We start from the raw sequence: 15007 nt of genomic DNA on the forward strand, positions 1-15007 counted from the left end.
AGTTCAATTTACAATTATATACAATGAATACGTTGTAGTCTATGAAAGTTACATTTTTGCACGTATTTACCAGCTGTTTTTTCACAAAATCGGTCTAAAGCATGATGATAATATGTATAGTTATTTGCTATGATAAAAGAGTAAGAGAATGATAGAATGTGGGTAATTGTAAAGGGAAGAAGGCTGAAAGGGGACAAATTTCAGCGGAGAAAGAGGTAGAGGTAGTGAAGAAATTCTTTGTAGGATTTTTAGTTGTTCTTGGGGTGTACTTATATTTCCAAGGAAAGTCTGAAGGAATGGGCAAATTAGTAAATGAGACAAGCTATGTTGACTCAGAAGAAGCAAAACAGATGAAACAAATTATTATAGAGGAAGCAAAGAAAGTCAATCTTCCAGAATGGATACCTCTTACAATTGCCGAACATGAAAGTCGATTAAATCCAAGAAGTGTTGGAGATAACGGAACTTCATTCGGATTGTTTCAATTGCATCGCGGTGGTGGACTTGCACCGGATCATTTAACTGATGATGAGCTGAAAGATCCACGTACAAATGCGCAAATTGCAATGCCGCATTTAATGAAAGGATATAAGCGCGGGGTGCAGAAAGGTTTGACTGATTTTGCATTACTAAAATATGTAGCAAATACATCTGGATGGCCAGGTAATCTGGGTCCAGAGTGGACGGATAATAACATGAAGTATAACATCGGATTAGAAGATGTGTATTATCGAAATAAAGGTGTAATAAAAGAGTAGGTTTTTGATACCTACTCTATTTTTTGTGGCTAATTGCGTCGTCTTGTTTTGTGAAATACGCCGCTAGTTGTATTTTCACCTCTTCTAGTTTTGTAGAAACTTGCGGTATTTTATATCCTACATATAATGGTGAAACGACAAATCTAGGAACAACTTTACAAATGATCTTTCCACTTACGTGATAGAAAAATAAGTTATAACTACTACATCCTTTATGGAAATCTTTCAGTATGTAACGTACAGTTTGCTGAATATAATTTGCTAGTTCATCTATGCATCCAATATCTTCAATGATGATATTAAATTCAGTAAAACCGATAATAGGACGATCTGAAATATTGAGTTCAATGTGTTCGTTTTTTTGTACAATTACTCCTCGGAAGTTGTCCTGTTCTACGTTACCGAGATAGTCTACATACTTCATTCCAATAATTTGCATGTGTGCATGATGCAAACTTCCACCTGAGAATGGACCGTGATTTTTGTATAAAATTACAGATGTGAATTCTTCGCTCTTCTGTAAGTCTAACCAATGTTTAATGGAGAAACGGATTAACGATCGCATATGTTCTTCTGTATATGTCGCAATATGATCTTCACAATTATCTATTTCGATTAGCACCGTTTGAAATGTATCTTTTAATGTAGGAAATTTGTTTTTTAGCCAAATAATTGAGCCTTCAGTTGCTAAAATATCCGTTAAATTTTCTCTGTCACAAAAAGGACATGCAGCGCTTCTATTCCGGATGCTTTCTGGTTTTTGTTTGCCGATATCGTTTAAAAAGTATAGTTGTTGTGTATCCATTTGTATTTATGCCCCTTTAAAATATGTGTAAAAATCCCGCTTAATACATTCGGGAAAAGAAGTGGAAAATCCTTTAAAGGGAATAGGAAAAATAAAAGACAAGATCTCCTCATTAAGATAGGGTACCTTGTCTTTTATTTTTTCTTTAATAATGTGTATGGATAATATAGATCGTTTTTATTGTGCTTCTTTTTTCTATTTTTTATTGTGTAAAAGGCAATTGCTGTACTTGCGATTACAATAATGGCTTTCTTCATATTCATTTACCCCTTTTTTTATTGTTGGTTTAATTCTTGGCTAACTGCTTTTGCATCAACTAAAGCGTGTAAAATCATTTTTACCATGTTCATCATATTTTTTCACTCCTTTTTATAGTTCGTTTAGTTCTTTTACAACTGCTTGTCCGTTCACTAATACCTCAAAGATTGCTTTTACGATTTCCTTCATCATGATTGTTTCCTCCTTTTGTTGTCTCTTTTGTTTACATCTTTATTGTATAGGGAGGCATCTTTTCGTACTATCGCTTTCCATTACGTGAACATAACAGTTTTGTAAGATTGGATGTCACTTATCGAAATGTTTAGTCTATCTTCATTATTTTCAGAAAAATGACTATTCAAACATGGAATGGGAAAGTATAATAAAGAAGTAAGTATTAAATTCCGTACGAAAGGGGTGAATGAGATGAAACGTTCTTTAGCTGCACGTGCCAAATTTTTAGATTTTATCTATTTTTGTCGTGCGATTTTTCATGATGTAGTTGTTAACGGGATACGTCTGTCCTTTTTTAACAATTGCATAGTAGCTATTGAACGATAGAAATCTCTTCACCCATTTTTAATAAACGTGTGAAAAGGGAGCTATTTGGCTTCCTTTTTCTATGTCGAAAACCATGGGGAATGTTTCTTTCCCATGGTTTTTTATATTGAAAGGAGTACGGAAAATGACAATTTGTAGTGTAAATAATGTAACGAAATCTTTTGGTGGAAACATCATATTTGAAAATATATCGCTTGAAATAAAGAATGGTGAACGTGTTGGATTAGTTGGTCGTAACGGTAGTGGGAAGACAACAATCTTTCAGCTTCTAACTGGAATGGAAAGTTTAGATGCAGGGGCCATTCATATGAAGAAAGGTACACGTATTGGTCATGTAGCACAAATTCCGAAATTTGATGAGAGTATGACTGTATATGAAGTATTGAGTTCCGCTTTTAAAATAGAAAAAGAATTAGAAAGAGAAATGCGTACTTTAGAAAAACATATGGCGGAAGAACAGGAATCTTCTGTTTTACAAAAGTTAATGGAGAGATACGGAATCATCCAAGAAAAGTTTGCGTTTCTAGGTGGTTATGAAATCGAAGCGAACATTATGAAGGTAGCAAATGGTCTACAGGTGATAGAACTATTCCATCGATCATTTCTGGAGTTAAGTGGTGGGGAGCAAACAAAAGTAAGCCTTGCATACATGCTGTTGCAGAAACCAGATTTACTTTTATTAGATGAACCAACCAATCATTTAGATTTATTTGCAGTCGAATGGTTAGAGCAATTTTTAAAAGAATACAACGGAACAGTTATGGTTATTTCACATGATCGCTATTTCCTTGATGAAGTTGTAACGAAGATTTTTGATTTAGAAGATGGAGAGATTCACGTGTACCATACAAACTATTCTCGGTTTGTTGAAGAGAAGGAAGAAAGGTTACTTCAGGAGTTTCAGACTTATCAAGAACAGCAAAAGAAAATAAAGAAAATGAAAGAAGCAATTAAGCGATTACGTGAATGGGCAAATCAGGCGAATCCTCCGAATGAAGGATTGCATAAGAGAGCAAGAAGTATGGAACGTGCACTGGAACGGATGGAGAAACTAAAAAAACCTATTTTAGAACGAAAACAAATGGGACTTCAGTTTGAAGGGCAAGAGAGAAGTGGGAAAGATGTTGTTGTAATGAAAGAAGTGAGTAAAGGATTTGCCGAACATCTTTTATTTAACGAAGCAAATTTACATGTTCGTTTTCAAGAGCGTGCGGCTATCGTTGGTCGTAATGGTACAGGAAAGACAACGCTATTAAAGTTATTATTAGAAGAAATAGAACCAGACGGTGGAGAAATTCGAATTGGAAGTAGTGTGAAAATCGGTTATTTATCCCAGCATGCGTACGGAAATATGAAGAGTAATGTATTGGAGGCTTTCAGGGAATGTGTAGCTGTAACAGAGGGAGAAGCGAGACATATATTAGCTAAGTTTTTATTTTATGGTCCAGCGGTGTTTAAGAAAGTAACGCAACTGAGTGGTGGAGAAAAAATGAGGTTAAGACTTGCACAACTTATGTATCAAGATATCAATTTTTTAATTTTAGATGAGCCGACAAATCATCTCGACATTGAATCAAGGGAAGTTTTAGAGGAAGCCCTTGAACAATATAATGGGACGATTTTAGCTGTTTCACATGATCGTTATTTTTTAAATAAGTTATTTGAAAAGACGTATTGGATTGATGAGTGTAAATTATTTGAGTTTGCAGGGAACTATGCATGGGCTCGTCAAAAGTGGGAAGAAAAACTTGAGACACAAGTAATAAAGCAACAGCGCCAAGGAAGAAAAAGGATTGAAACAGCCCCTGTAAAAAAGAAAGAAGCTAGGAATATTGAGGAGATTGAAACCGAGTTAATGCATGTTGAAGAAGATATATATACGCTTGAGTGTAAGATGGAACATGTAGTTGATGTTGAAATGCTTGAACAATTGTATGAAGAAAAATCGAAGAAAGAGTTGTTACGAGCGGAGTTATATAATGAGTTAGAGAATATTGTGGAGTAAAGAAATTAGAATGAAAGAGCAAGTTGTTTTCTCATATTTTGAGGAGGGCTTGCTCTTTTGTATAAGAATAGAGAAATAATTGGTATAATTTTCTTGTTATCACAATGAAGAGGCGCACTTTAGGTTATTAAAACGTGAGGAGAATTTTATGTTAGGATACGCGAGAATTGCTACAATCGTCATGATCTGTTTTGTTTATGCAAACCATGTTTCACGTGAAACAGCACATTTGCAATTTTTTGTGGGTATAGCACTTTTTATTTATATTGTGAATCATATTTTGCTAGTAAAAGTGGATGGAGGTAAAAAACTTGTTTTTTATACACTATTAGCGAATGGGATAGTTACAGCTTTATTAGGTTTTTTATTTCCTGAGACATGTTTATATTTAATTATATTTGGAATTGATGCAGTAGGGCTATTTATTCATGAATTTCGTAGAAGCATGATGTACTTTTTTATTACTTTTTTCTTTCTTTGCTGGTTTATAAATATAATACATGCTTATGAACATACAGGTAGTTTAGAATTGGAGAGTAATGCTATTAATTTTATGTTTATCGTTTTTAGTGCTTTAGCTGGAAGCTTAATAAAAAAACTTACAGCTGCTCGGAAAATGGTAGATGAGCAATATGAGGAATTGACATTGTCTCATACAGCTCTAAAAGAAGCGCATGAACAATTACGTCTATATGCCAAAGAGGTAGAAGAATTGACAGCCGTTCGAGAGCGAAATGATATTGCCCGAGAAATTCATGATACTGTCGGTCATAATATGACAGCCTTACTTGTCCAATTACAACTTGCAGAGGCTTTGTGGAAACAAAAGTCGGACGCTACGGAAGAGGTTTTACATACATGTCATGGGCTAGCCAGGAAATCACTTCAAGAGGTGAGAGCATCTGTACATGCCTTAAAAGAAGAAGGTAAACTAGGGAACATAATAGAAAATATGCGTGAAATGTTACATGGATATTCTAAAGCGACGAAAGTACAAGTATCTTTTCAATTACAAGGGGATCCGGTTTTGATTCCGTTGTCACTACAACCTACACTCCTCCGGGTTATGCAAGAGTCTTTAACAAATGCAAAGCGGCATGGCAAAGCGAGTTTATGTGAAGTGAGTTTAACTTGTTCGGCGAAACAAGTTAAACTATGTATTTTGGATAATGGCTTGGGAGTTAACGAGGTAAGCCCTGGTTTTGGTTTACTTAATATGAGAGAACGAGTAGAGGAACATGGTGGAACTATTCAATTTGAGAGTGAGATAGAAAAAGGCTTTCGGTTACAGATTGAATTTCCACTTCAGGAGAAAACGTGGTTAATAGGGGGAACTGTATGATTCGGATTATGATTGTTGATGATCAATCACTCATTCGTGATGGTTTAGCGATGTTATTAAACTTACGTCAAGAACTTGAAGTAGTGGGAACTGCTACAGATGGAGACGAAGTGATACAAAAGGTGAAAGAGCTACATCCTGAAATTATTTTGATGGATATTCGGATGCCTCGTATGAATGGTGTTGAAGGAACACGTTTAGTTAGAGAACAGTTCCCTCATATAAAGGTACTTATGTTGACGACTTTTAGTGATAGTGAGCTTATCTTTGAAGCATTGGAGCGAGGAGCAAGTGGTTATTTATTGAAGGACATGGAGACAGATGCAATCGCTCAAGCAATTTTAACGGTGCATAGTGGAGGGGCTGTGCTTCCTCAGGATATAACAGCGCAAATCATAAAAGAATTAAAAAAGACAAAAGTAGCAGTAGAGTGCACCACACCAGAACAATTAGCGCAATTAACTGAGCGAGAAGTAGATGTTTTAAGGGAAATTGGACTTGGGTTAAATAATAAGGAGATTGCGGAAAAGTTATTTATTACAGAGGGAACTGTTAAGAATCATGTTTCTAATTTAATTAGTAAGTTAGAACTGAGAGATCGAACGCAAGCAGCCATATACGCAGTAAGGTATGGCATCACGATGTACACATGACTTTTGGCATATATAAGTGTGAAAAAGCAGCAGAATTTGCTGCTTTTTTATTTTGTATTTCTATCTCAAGGATGATGGAGAGAAGAAGAAATTTTTCTACAATGAAAGTGTAGATGAATGCAAAGGGGCTGAATCAGTATGTTAGTCATAGATCATATTACGAAATCATTTGGTAAGAAGAAAATCATAAAGAATGTTTCTTTTGAGGTGAAGAAAGGGGAAACATTCGGATTGCTTGGTCCAAATGGAGCGGGAAAATCAACGACGATATCAATGATTTGCGGGTTAATTTCATACGACAGTGGCGATATAAAAGTTGGTGGGAAATCTGTAAAAGAATATCCATTAGAGGCGAAAAAGAAAATTGGTATTGTTCCACAAGACATTGCGCTCTATCCAACACTTTCAGCGAAGGAAAATTTGGTTTTTTGGGGAAAGATGTACGGTTTAAATGGAAAAGTTGCAAAAGAGCGAGCGGAGGAAGTATTGGCTTACGTCGGTTTACAGGACCGTGGAAAAGATAAAATTGAAACATTTTCAGGTGGAATGAAAAGACGTATTAATATTGGTGCCGCACTTATGCATGAGCCAGAGTTGTTAATTATGGATGAACCGACAGTTGGGATTGATCCGCAATCGAGAAACCATATTTTAGAGACTGTTAAAAAATTAAATGAAAAAGGGATGACAGTTATTTATACGAGTCATTACATGGAAGAAGTAGAGTATTTATGTGAAAGAATTGCAATTGTTGATCATGGAAAGGTAATTGCATTAGGAACGAAAAGGGAGCTATGTAATCGCCTGGCAGATGGGTTTATAGTGAGATTGCAATTAAATCGTTATAGTACGGAACTGCTACAAAAGTTGAAAGCACTATCTGTTGTTGAACGAATTATTTTTGATGAAGATAATAGTACGATTGATATTGGGCTAAATGGTGGTGAGTCCATTGGTACAGTTGTGTCAGTAGTGGTGGAGAACAACGCTCAAATTTTAAAGCTTGAAGTGCAAGAACCGAATTTGGAGGCACTCTTTTTACAATTAACAGGACGTTCACTTCGTGATTAAGGAGGTTAGTGCGGGATGAAAAGTTTTATTATTGCATGGAAAGATTTAAAAATACGTTTAATTGATCGACGCGGATTTATGATGATGTTAATTATGCCGCTTTTATTAACAGCGATTTTAGGTTCAGCGTTAAGTAATATATTTGATAATGGTGGACTACCAAAAACAGTGATTGGCTATTATCAAGTAGGAACTGATGAGTTTGCAGATGTCTTTCAAAAAGAAGTATTGCAATCTAAAGAATTAAAAGATGATGTGAAAGTAAAGATAGTTAATTCTCAGGAAGAGCTTGAAGATATGTTGAAGGAAAAGAAAATCGATGTGGGAATCATCATCCCAAATAAATGGAGCGAACAAGTACAAGATGGAAAATTAAAAGAGCCAAAGGTGCTTATAGACCCATCAAAAGATATACAAGCAAAAATCGCTGAATCAATGATCCGCTCTTTTTCAGAGCGTGTTCAAACAGTTGCGGTATCTACTAAAAGTGTTGTGACGGAATTAGCAAAGTCTCAGCATAGTAATGTGGAACAAGTTGCAAAAGAAGTAAGTGGAGATTTACAAACAGTAGCAACTTCGGGTACAGATAACATTGAAAAAGGAACGATAGGTAAAAAAACAGTTGCAGCGATGCAGTATTATGCAGCAGCGATGTTAGTCATGTTCTTACTATATAACATAACGGTAGGTGCAAAGTCAGTTGTCACAGAGCAACGAACTGAAACGTTGGCGCGTTTGTTTAGTACACCAACGAGCTCATTTTCAATTTTATTTGGGAAGTTTTTAGGTACATTATTATTTGCATGTATACAATTTGGAATATTTATAGTTGCTACACACTTTATGTTTCATGTGGAATGGGGCGGAGACTTGTCTCAAATAGTAGCGATAGGAATTTCTTATGCAATTTGTGTTTCTGGTTTATCTATGTTAATTGCCGCTTTTATTCGTGAGGAAAAAACGGCAGATGTAATGGGAGGAATCGGTATTCAAATACTCGCTATATTAGGAGGATCAATGTTACCGATTTATGTATTCCCTGATACACTTCAAACCATTGCGAATATTGCTCCGAATAAATGGGCACTTACAAGCTTTTTAAATATTATGTCGGGAACATCTTGGGATGTGCTACTCCCTGTTATTTTTAGTTTATGTAGTGCAGGAATTGTCTCCGTTATGATAGGAACATTACGTTTACGTACGAGATAGGAGGGAGAAATGATGAAGAAGGTTTGGGCACTTTGTTGGCTAGAGTTAAAACAAATTTTAATAAAACCACAAAGTTATATACTTATGTTTGGAATGCCTATTATTTTTACACTCATTTTCGGCGGACTTTTGGGTGGAAGTGGGAATACGAAAGTAAATGTTAGCTTAGTAGATGAAGATGGTTCTGTATTATCTAGCAAGTATTACGAGGACATAAAGAAAAGTGACTTAATTTCTATAGAGAAGGTAACGTATAAGGAAGGCAAACAGAAGATTGAAAACAAAAAATCATCCGGTATAGTTCTTATTCCGAAAGACTTTCAAAAGAATATGTTAGATGGAAGGATAGAAAATATTCAGTTTCAAGCCAGTGCTGATTTTACTGGTGGAACTTCTGTAGAGCAAGTATTGGCAAGTGCATTAAAAAAAATGGAGATAGAAGTTAGTGCAGCGAGCGATTTTGAGAAGAAAAGCAACGCCTCGTGGGAACCTATGTATAAAGAAATCTATACAAAAGTAGAACCTGCTTCGATTCAAAAAGAATCAATTTCACATGATGATCAAAAGTTAAATAACGTTACAGGGCGAGCGGCAGGATTTTCAATTCTATTTGTTATGATTGTTATGTTAAGTGCGACGGGGACTATTTTGAAAGCTAGACAACTTGGTGTTTGGTCTCGTTTATTAGAAGCACCAGTTTCAAAAGTTCAAATACTAACGGGATATATCCTTTCATTCTTTTTAATAGGGTGGATTCAATTTGGTGTTCTAATGATATTAACGCATTCCTTATTTAATGTGCAGTGGGGAAATTTATTAGGGGTTATTATACTCGTTTCCGTGTTATTATTAGCTGTCATTGGTCTAGCCTTATTATTAGCAAGTATCGTGAAAACAACAGAACAACAGTCTGCATTAGGTAATATCGTTGTGATTTCAACATGCATGATTGGCGGTCTTTATTGGCCGATTGAAATTGAACCACCATGGATGCAGACGGCAGCAAATTTTGTTCCGCAAACTTGGGCGATGCGTGGCTTTACGGAGTTAATTGTAAGGGGAGGTACATTGGCAGATATAGGGGGATATATTGGTATACTCATTTTATTTGCAGGAGTCTTTTTCATAATTAGTTTAACAAGAATACGTTACGACTGAAAAAAACAGAGTTACAGCTTTACACGCTGAACTCTGTTTTCTTTTTGTGTGGTATCTTCCTTTGTTGAAATGATAATAGCGATCCCGAGCATAATAAAAAAAGCTAAAAAGAGGACGAACTTTGGGAAGAATGGGAATAGTAATAGCGCCCCGACTATCATAATGGTTAATAATACGTAGTGCAGGACGTATTGGAATAGGTTGTCCATGTTTTCGCCCCCTTTTTGGTAATTGGTTATTAGTATTCTATGTTTCATACGGAACGAATAGAAGTGGATTTTTAATTTTTTAATACGAAATAAAAGAGAACGGTTGACATGTTTAAAGGAAAGGAATAATCTTGAAATTAATTCATACTATTTTTATAGGAATAATAAATGTGGTTATAGAAAGGAGTCTATGTTCCTACATCGTTAAAAATTAGGAAGGTAAAGGTGATAGTGCAATGAAAAATGTTTTTAAAGGAGCAATTGCTACATTTTTGAGTGTATCAGTATTACTAGCCGGATGTGGTCAAGAGGAAGCGAGTACAAACGAGGCCAGGAACGTACCGAAAGTAAAAGATGAATTTATTCAGGCAAGCGACAAAGCAAAAAGTCCCGTAAAAGCAAAAGAAAGAAAAGATACTTTTGTAGTTGGAATGCCGAGTCCTGGAGGGATATTCCTTCCGCACTTTATGGAGAATGGATGGGATGGTAATATAACGCAAGCTATCTTTGCACCTCTTGTTGGACTCGATAAGGAAGGAAAACCAATTCCAATTTTAGCGAAGAAGTGGGATATTTCGGGGGATCAGCTTACATATACGTTCCATTTGAAAGATGGTTTAAAGTTTAGTGATGGATCACCACTAACTGCAGATGATGTAGCATTTACATTAACGCTATTACACGATCCAACTTATAGTGGAGCGACTGATATAAGTCAAACAGCAATAAAGGGTGGGCAAGCTTATAAAGAAGGGAAGGCAACCTCTATTGAGGGAATTCAAGTCATTGATCCGAAAACAATTACGATTACGACTGAAAGGGTAAATGCTCAAACACTATCATTAATCGGTGGAGAAGTTATATCTAAAGCTTATTACGGGAAAGAGTATAGGCAAGGACACTTGGAGTACTTAAAAGAGTTGTATGGGAAGCCGATGGGAGCAGGAGCTTATAAGTTAGATAAATATATTCCTGGTCAAGAGGTTCGATTTGTAGCTAATGAAAATTATTTTGAAGGAAAACCGAAGATTGAGCACTTTATTTATAAAATTTCAAAAGGTGATACAAAGCTACAACAATTTCAAGCCGGGGAAGTAGATTATGATGGTTTTACGACAAACACGGAGACGATTGAACAGTTAAAGGATTTAGGTTTTGCCAATATTAATGTATATACAGGAAGCTCTTACGGCTACATTAAAATGAATTATAAGAAACCCTACTTTAAAGATAAGCGTGTCCGCCAAGCATTTATTTACGGATTAGAGCGTCAAAAAGTTGTTGATACGTATTTCCAAGGATATGCGTCACTCGTTAATGTACCGATTACGCCAGTTTCTTGGGCGTATACAGAAGAAGGTATTAATAAATATGAGTATAACTTAGAGAAAGCAAAGAAATTATTGGATGAGGCTGGATGGAAAGCTGGTTCAGATGGAATCCGCGAAAAAGATGGTCAAAAATTGAAGGTAAGTTATTTTGCTTCTTCTGCAAGTAAAATAAATGATGTAATGATCCCGGTGATGAAAGAGGATTATAAAAAGCTTGGTGTAGAGTTTAACCCAGAATATATGGACTTTAATACAATGATTTCAAAAGTGATAAAAGGTGATTATGATTTAGCAATGGTATCTACGCCAATGATTGATGATCCGAGTGGAACAATTGAGGAGTTTGTTTCAACAAGTAAACGAAACTATGATGGATACCATAATCCGAAAGTAGATGAATTAGCGAAGCAGGCACTAGAAACATTAGATATTGAAAAACGAAAAGAAATTTATAAAAAGTTGTACCAGGAGTTGAGTGAAGATCCGCCTGTAATCTTCTTAAATAATAGTAAAGTTGTGTCTGCACATCATGCACGCATTCAAGGATTACAAGAAGATAACTATAACGGTATTTTGTTAAGTTTACCTAAATTAAAGATAGAACAATAATTTTGAAAAAATTCTCAAAATATTTATTTAGAAAGAATTGACAAAATATAACGGAAGATATAAGCTAATAACCATAAAGTCTACCGGAAAGGTCGGAATAGGATTGTTACCCCTCAAAAACATCTATTTTTTTACGATTAAAACCGACTTTTCCGATTGGCTATAAATATGCTGTGGGAGGCATACATAAGCTAATAAGTTCAAAGGGTATCACTATTAAAAAGTTAGGGTGGGGACAATGAAGAAAAAGACAAAAAAATGGGCTGGTGTATTTTCGGTATTACTGAGTAGTTCGCTTGTGTTATCTGCTTGTGGGGGACAGGAGGATACGGCTTCTACAGAACCAGTAAAAAAGCAAGACTTAAAAGACGCTAAGATCGAATCAATTCCAGCTACAGATAAAAAGAAAAGTCCAGAGAAAGCAAATCAGCGAAAGGATACTTTTATTACGGCCATTTCTAAGCCAGGAGGAGTTTTCCTTCCATATTTCCAAGAGAATGGTTGGGATGGAAATGTAACGTCTGTAATTTTTGCGTCACTAGTAACAACAGACAAACAAAGTAAACCTGTTCCGGATCTTGCGGAAAAATGGGATATTTCTGCTGACCAGTTAACATATACATTCCACTTACGTAAAAATTTAAAATTTAGTGATGGGTCGCCTTTAACAGCGGATGATGTAGCATTTACATTAACACTACTTCATGATAAAGCGTATGAAGGTGGATTGGATATTGCTCAGTATGCTGTTAAAGGTGGGAAAGAATATAAAGAAGGAAAAGCAACTTCTATTGAAGGGATTCAAGTTGTTGATCCACAGACAATTAAAATTACAACTGAAAAAGTTAATTCACAGGCGCTAACGAATTTAGGTGGCCCAGTGCTATCAAAAGCTTATTATGGAAAAGATTATAAACAAAATACAAGTTTAGACTATTTAAAAGCATTATATGGGCAACCAATTGCAGCGGGTCCATATAAATTTGAAAAATATGTTCCAGGTCAAGAAGTACGCTTTGTTGCTAACGAACATTATTATGCAGGTAAACCAAAAATTAAAAACTTTATTTATAAAATCACATCAGGTGATACTGGATTCCAATTATTCCAAACAGGTGAACTGGACTATAGTGGATTTAGAGCGAACCCTGAAAATATAGACCAATTAAAAGGATTAGAGTTTGCAAACATTAATCTTGAATCATCAAGTGATATTGCTTATATCTATGTAAATAATAAGAAGTCGTATTTGAAAGATAAAAAGGTACGCCAAGCACTTACTTATGGATTAGACCGTAAGAAGTATGTGGATACAGCTTTACAAGGATATGGCTCTGTTGCTAACGTACCAATTGCTCCAGTTTCATGGGCATATACAGAAGAAGGTATTAATAAATACCCACACGACGTAGAAAAGGCTAAAAAATTATTGGATGAGGCTGGTTGGAAAGTAGGTTCTGACGGGGTTCGTGAAAAAGATGGTCAAAAATTAAAATTAACATACTACGCATCAAATACAGGTAAAACAAATGATATCTTTATTCCTATTGCAAAAGAAAGTTACAAAGAAATTGGTGTTGAATTAAATCCAGAGTTGATGGACTTTAATACGATGCTTTCAAAAGTAGGAAAAGGTGACTACGATTTAGCGGCAGTTTCAACACCAGGAATTAGTGATCCAAGTGAAGTTGTAAGTGATTACTTATCAACTAATCCAAAAAGTGATACGGGTTATAATAACCCAAAAGTGGATGAATTGATTGGAAAAGGTATAGGGACGACAGATATTGAAAAACGTAAAGCGATTTATAAAGAACTGTATAAAGAGTTAAGTGATGATCCACCAGTTATTTTATTAAACTATCGTAAACTACTTTATGCTCATAATGCACGTATAAAAGGAATTGATCCAGAAAAGTACGATGGCATCAGTTCCAACTTACCAGTATTATCTATTGAACAATAAGGATTGACCTAAATAATAGAAGACGTTTTTTCACACAGCAATGGAATGGTAGCTGTTTTGAAAAAATGTTCTTCTATTTTTAAGTAAATAGGATTGGGGAGACAAAAGGTGAAAACATATATCATTCGTAGGTTCCTTCAAATGATCCCTACATTGTTTGGTACATCTATTATTATTTTTTTCTTATTTGCACTTTTGCCGGGAGATTATATTGATTCAAATCCAAAGTTAACACCAGAGAGAGCCCAAGAATTAAGGGAATTATACGGCTTAAACAAACCAATTATTGAAAGGTATTTTCATTGGTTAGTGAATGCTTTGCATGGTGATTTTGGGTTTTCTTTACAGTATCAAGAACCGGTAACTTCATTACTTAATAAATTCATTTGGAATACATTTATTGTTGCTGTTGCAGCTTTATTTTTCACGTGGATTATTGCTCTTATTATTGGGGTTATTTCTGCAACAAAGCAGCACTCTTGGTTTGATAGATTGGTAACAATCGGTGTCTTTGCAGCAATGTCATTTCCATCATTCTTTATCGGACTATTTTTAATTAAATTATTAGCAGTTGATTTAAAGTTATTACCTATTGGTGGCATGATTGATATTGGGAGTAACTCAACAGGGATAGCATACATATTAGAGGTATTACGTCATATGATTCTACCTGTATTTATTTTAACGCTTCTTGGTGTAGGATCGTTAACACGATATTTTAGAACCGGCATGTTGGATGTTATTAGACAAGATTATATTCGTACCGCTCGTGCAAAAGGTTTAAAAGAAAGAACCGTTATTTATAAACATGCATTGAAAAATGCAATTTTGCCAGCAATTACATTACTCGCTTTTGAATTACCGGGTTTATTTTCAGGAGCTATTATTATTGAACAGATTTTTAATTGGCCAGGGATTGGGAGTATTCAATTAGAAGCATTAAACTTCCGTGATTATACGGTATTAATGGCGTTTACAATGTTTCTTTCTTGTTTAACAATTATGGCTAATTTCTTAGCTGATATTGTATATGCGTTTGTTGATCCAAGAATTCGATTGAAGTAAGGGG

14 protein-coding genes are annotated in these 15007 nt (G+C 35.2%); 11 read left to right on the forward strand and 3 right to left on the reverse strand.

Going from position 1 to position 15007, the window contains the following annotated elements:
- Positions 1–224 precede the first annotated feature (224 nt).
- Positions 225–758, forward strand: coding sequence for a transglycosylase SLT domain-containing protein (locus AC0NJG_RS25775; RefSeq protein WP_071723474.1), 534 nt, complete (start codon positions 225–227; stop codon positions 756–758).
- A gap of 16 nt (positions 759–774) precedes the next feature.
- Here AC0NJG_RS25775 and AC0NJG_RS25780 read toward each other — a convergent pair whose 3' ends face one another.
- Entirely contained in the window at positions 775–1563 is a 789-nt protein-coding gene (locus AC0NJG_RS25780) for a DUF4931 domain-containing protein (protein WP_087952213.1), read from the reverse strand.
- A gap of 134 nt (positions 1564–1697) precedes the next feature.
- Complete coding sequence (locus tag AC0NJG_RS25785; protein WP_003266122.1) at positions 1698–1826, reverse strand: hypothetical protein; 129 nt, start codon at positions 1824–1826, stop codon at positions 1698–1700.
- A 421-nt stretch (positions 1827–2247) separates the two neighbouring features.
- On the opposite strand from AC0NJG_RS25785, the gene AC0NJG_RS25790 reads away from it, so the two are divergent.
- From AC0NJG_RS25790 to AC0NJG_RS25820, 7 genes are all read left to right on the forward strand, one after another.
- A complete protein-coding gene (locus AC0NJG_RS25790; RefSeq protein ID WP_000830642.1) occupies positions 2248–2382 on the forward strand; it encodes an RAxF-45 family protein in 135 nt (44 codons plus the stop codon).
- Positions 2383–2506: 124 nt separating this feature from the next.
- Positions 2507–4387 carry a ribosomal protection-like ABC-F family protein gene (abc-f, locus tag AC0NJG_RS25795; protein ID WP_087996361.1) on the forward strand — a complete coding sequence of 627 codons (1881 nt, stop codon included), beginning with the start codon at positions 2507–2509 and terminating at the stop codon, positions 4385–4387.
- Positions 4388–4535: 148 nt separating this feature from the next.
- Positions 4536–5729: a sensor histidine kinase gene (locus AC0NJG_RS25800; protein ID WP_087996359.1), complete on the forward strand. Its 1194-nt coding sequence runs from the start codon at positions 4536–4538 to the stop codon at positions 5727–5729.
- Positions 5726–6382 carry a response regulator gene (locus AC0NJG_RS25805; protein WP_087996357.1) on the forward strand — a complete coding sequence of 219 codons (657 nt, stop codon included), beginning with the start codon at positions 5726–5728 and terminating at the stop codon, positions 6380–6382. The genes AC0NJG_RS25800 and AC0NJG_RS25805 overlap by 4 nt, the downstream gene beginning before the upstream one ends.
- A gap of 138 nt (positions 6383–6520) precedes the next feature.
- Positions 6521–7453, forward strand: a complete 933-nt coding sequence (locus AC0NJG_RS25810) for an ABC transporter ATP-binding protein (RefSeq protein WP_000960165.1) — start codon at positions 6521–6523, stop codon at positions 7451–7453.
- 15 nt (positions 7454–7468) lie between these two features.
- A complete protein-coding gene (locus AC0NJG_RS25815; RefSeq protein WP_087996355.1) occupies positions 7469–8665 on the forward strand; it encodes an ABC transporter permease in 1197 nt (398 codons plus the stop codon).
- Between the two features lie 12 nt (positions 8666–8677).
- Positions 8678–9823: an ABC transporter permease gene (locus AC0NJG_RS25820; protein ID WP_474063594.1), complete on the forward strand. Its 1146-nt coding sequence runs from the start codon at positions 8678–8680 to the stop codon at positions 9821–9823.
- Between the two features lie 11 nt (positions 9824–9834).
- On the opposite strand, the gene AC0NJG_RS25825 is transcribed toward AC0NJG_RS25820, so the two are convergent.
- Positions 9835–10032, reverse strand: coding sequence for a hypothetical protein (locus AC0NJG_RS25825; RefSeq protein WP_000369249.1), 198 nt, complete (start codon positions 10030–10032; stop codon positions 9835–9837).
- Between the two features lie 236 nt (positions 10033–10268).
- On the opposite strand from AC0NJG_RS25825, the gene AC0NJG_RS25830 reads away from it, so the two are divergent.
- From AC0NJG_RS25830 to AC0NJG_RS25840, 3 genes are all read left to right on the forward strand, one after another.
- Positions 10269–11972: an ABC transporter substrate-binding protein gene (locus AC0NJG_RS25830; RefSeq protein WP_474063595.1), complete on the forward strand. Its 1704-nt coding sequence runs from the start codon at positions 10269–10271 to the stop codon at positions 11970–11972.
- 238 nt (positions 11973–12210) lie between these two features.
- The gene (locus AC0NJG_RS25835) at positions 12211–13938 is read left to right on the forward strand and encodes an ABC transporter substrate-binding protein (protein ID WP_142940664.1); all 1728 of its coding nucleotides are present in this window, start codon (positions 12211–12213) and stop codon (positions 13936–13938) included.
- 108 nt (positions 13939–14046) lie between these two features.
- A complete protein-coding gene (locus tag AC0NJG_RS25840; RefSeq protein WP_000860691.1) occupies positions 14047–15003 on the forward strand; it encodes an ABC transporter permease in 957 nt (318 codons plus the stop codon).
- Positions 15004–15007: the final 4 nt, after the last annotated feature.

Source organism: Bacillus sp. SSR7 (genome assembly GCF_055902415.1).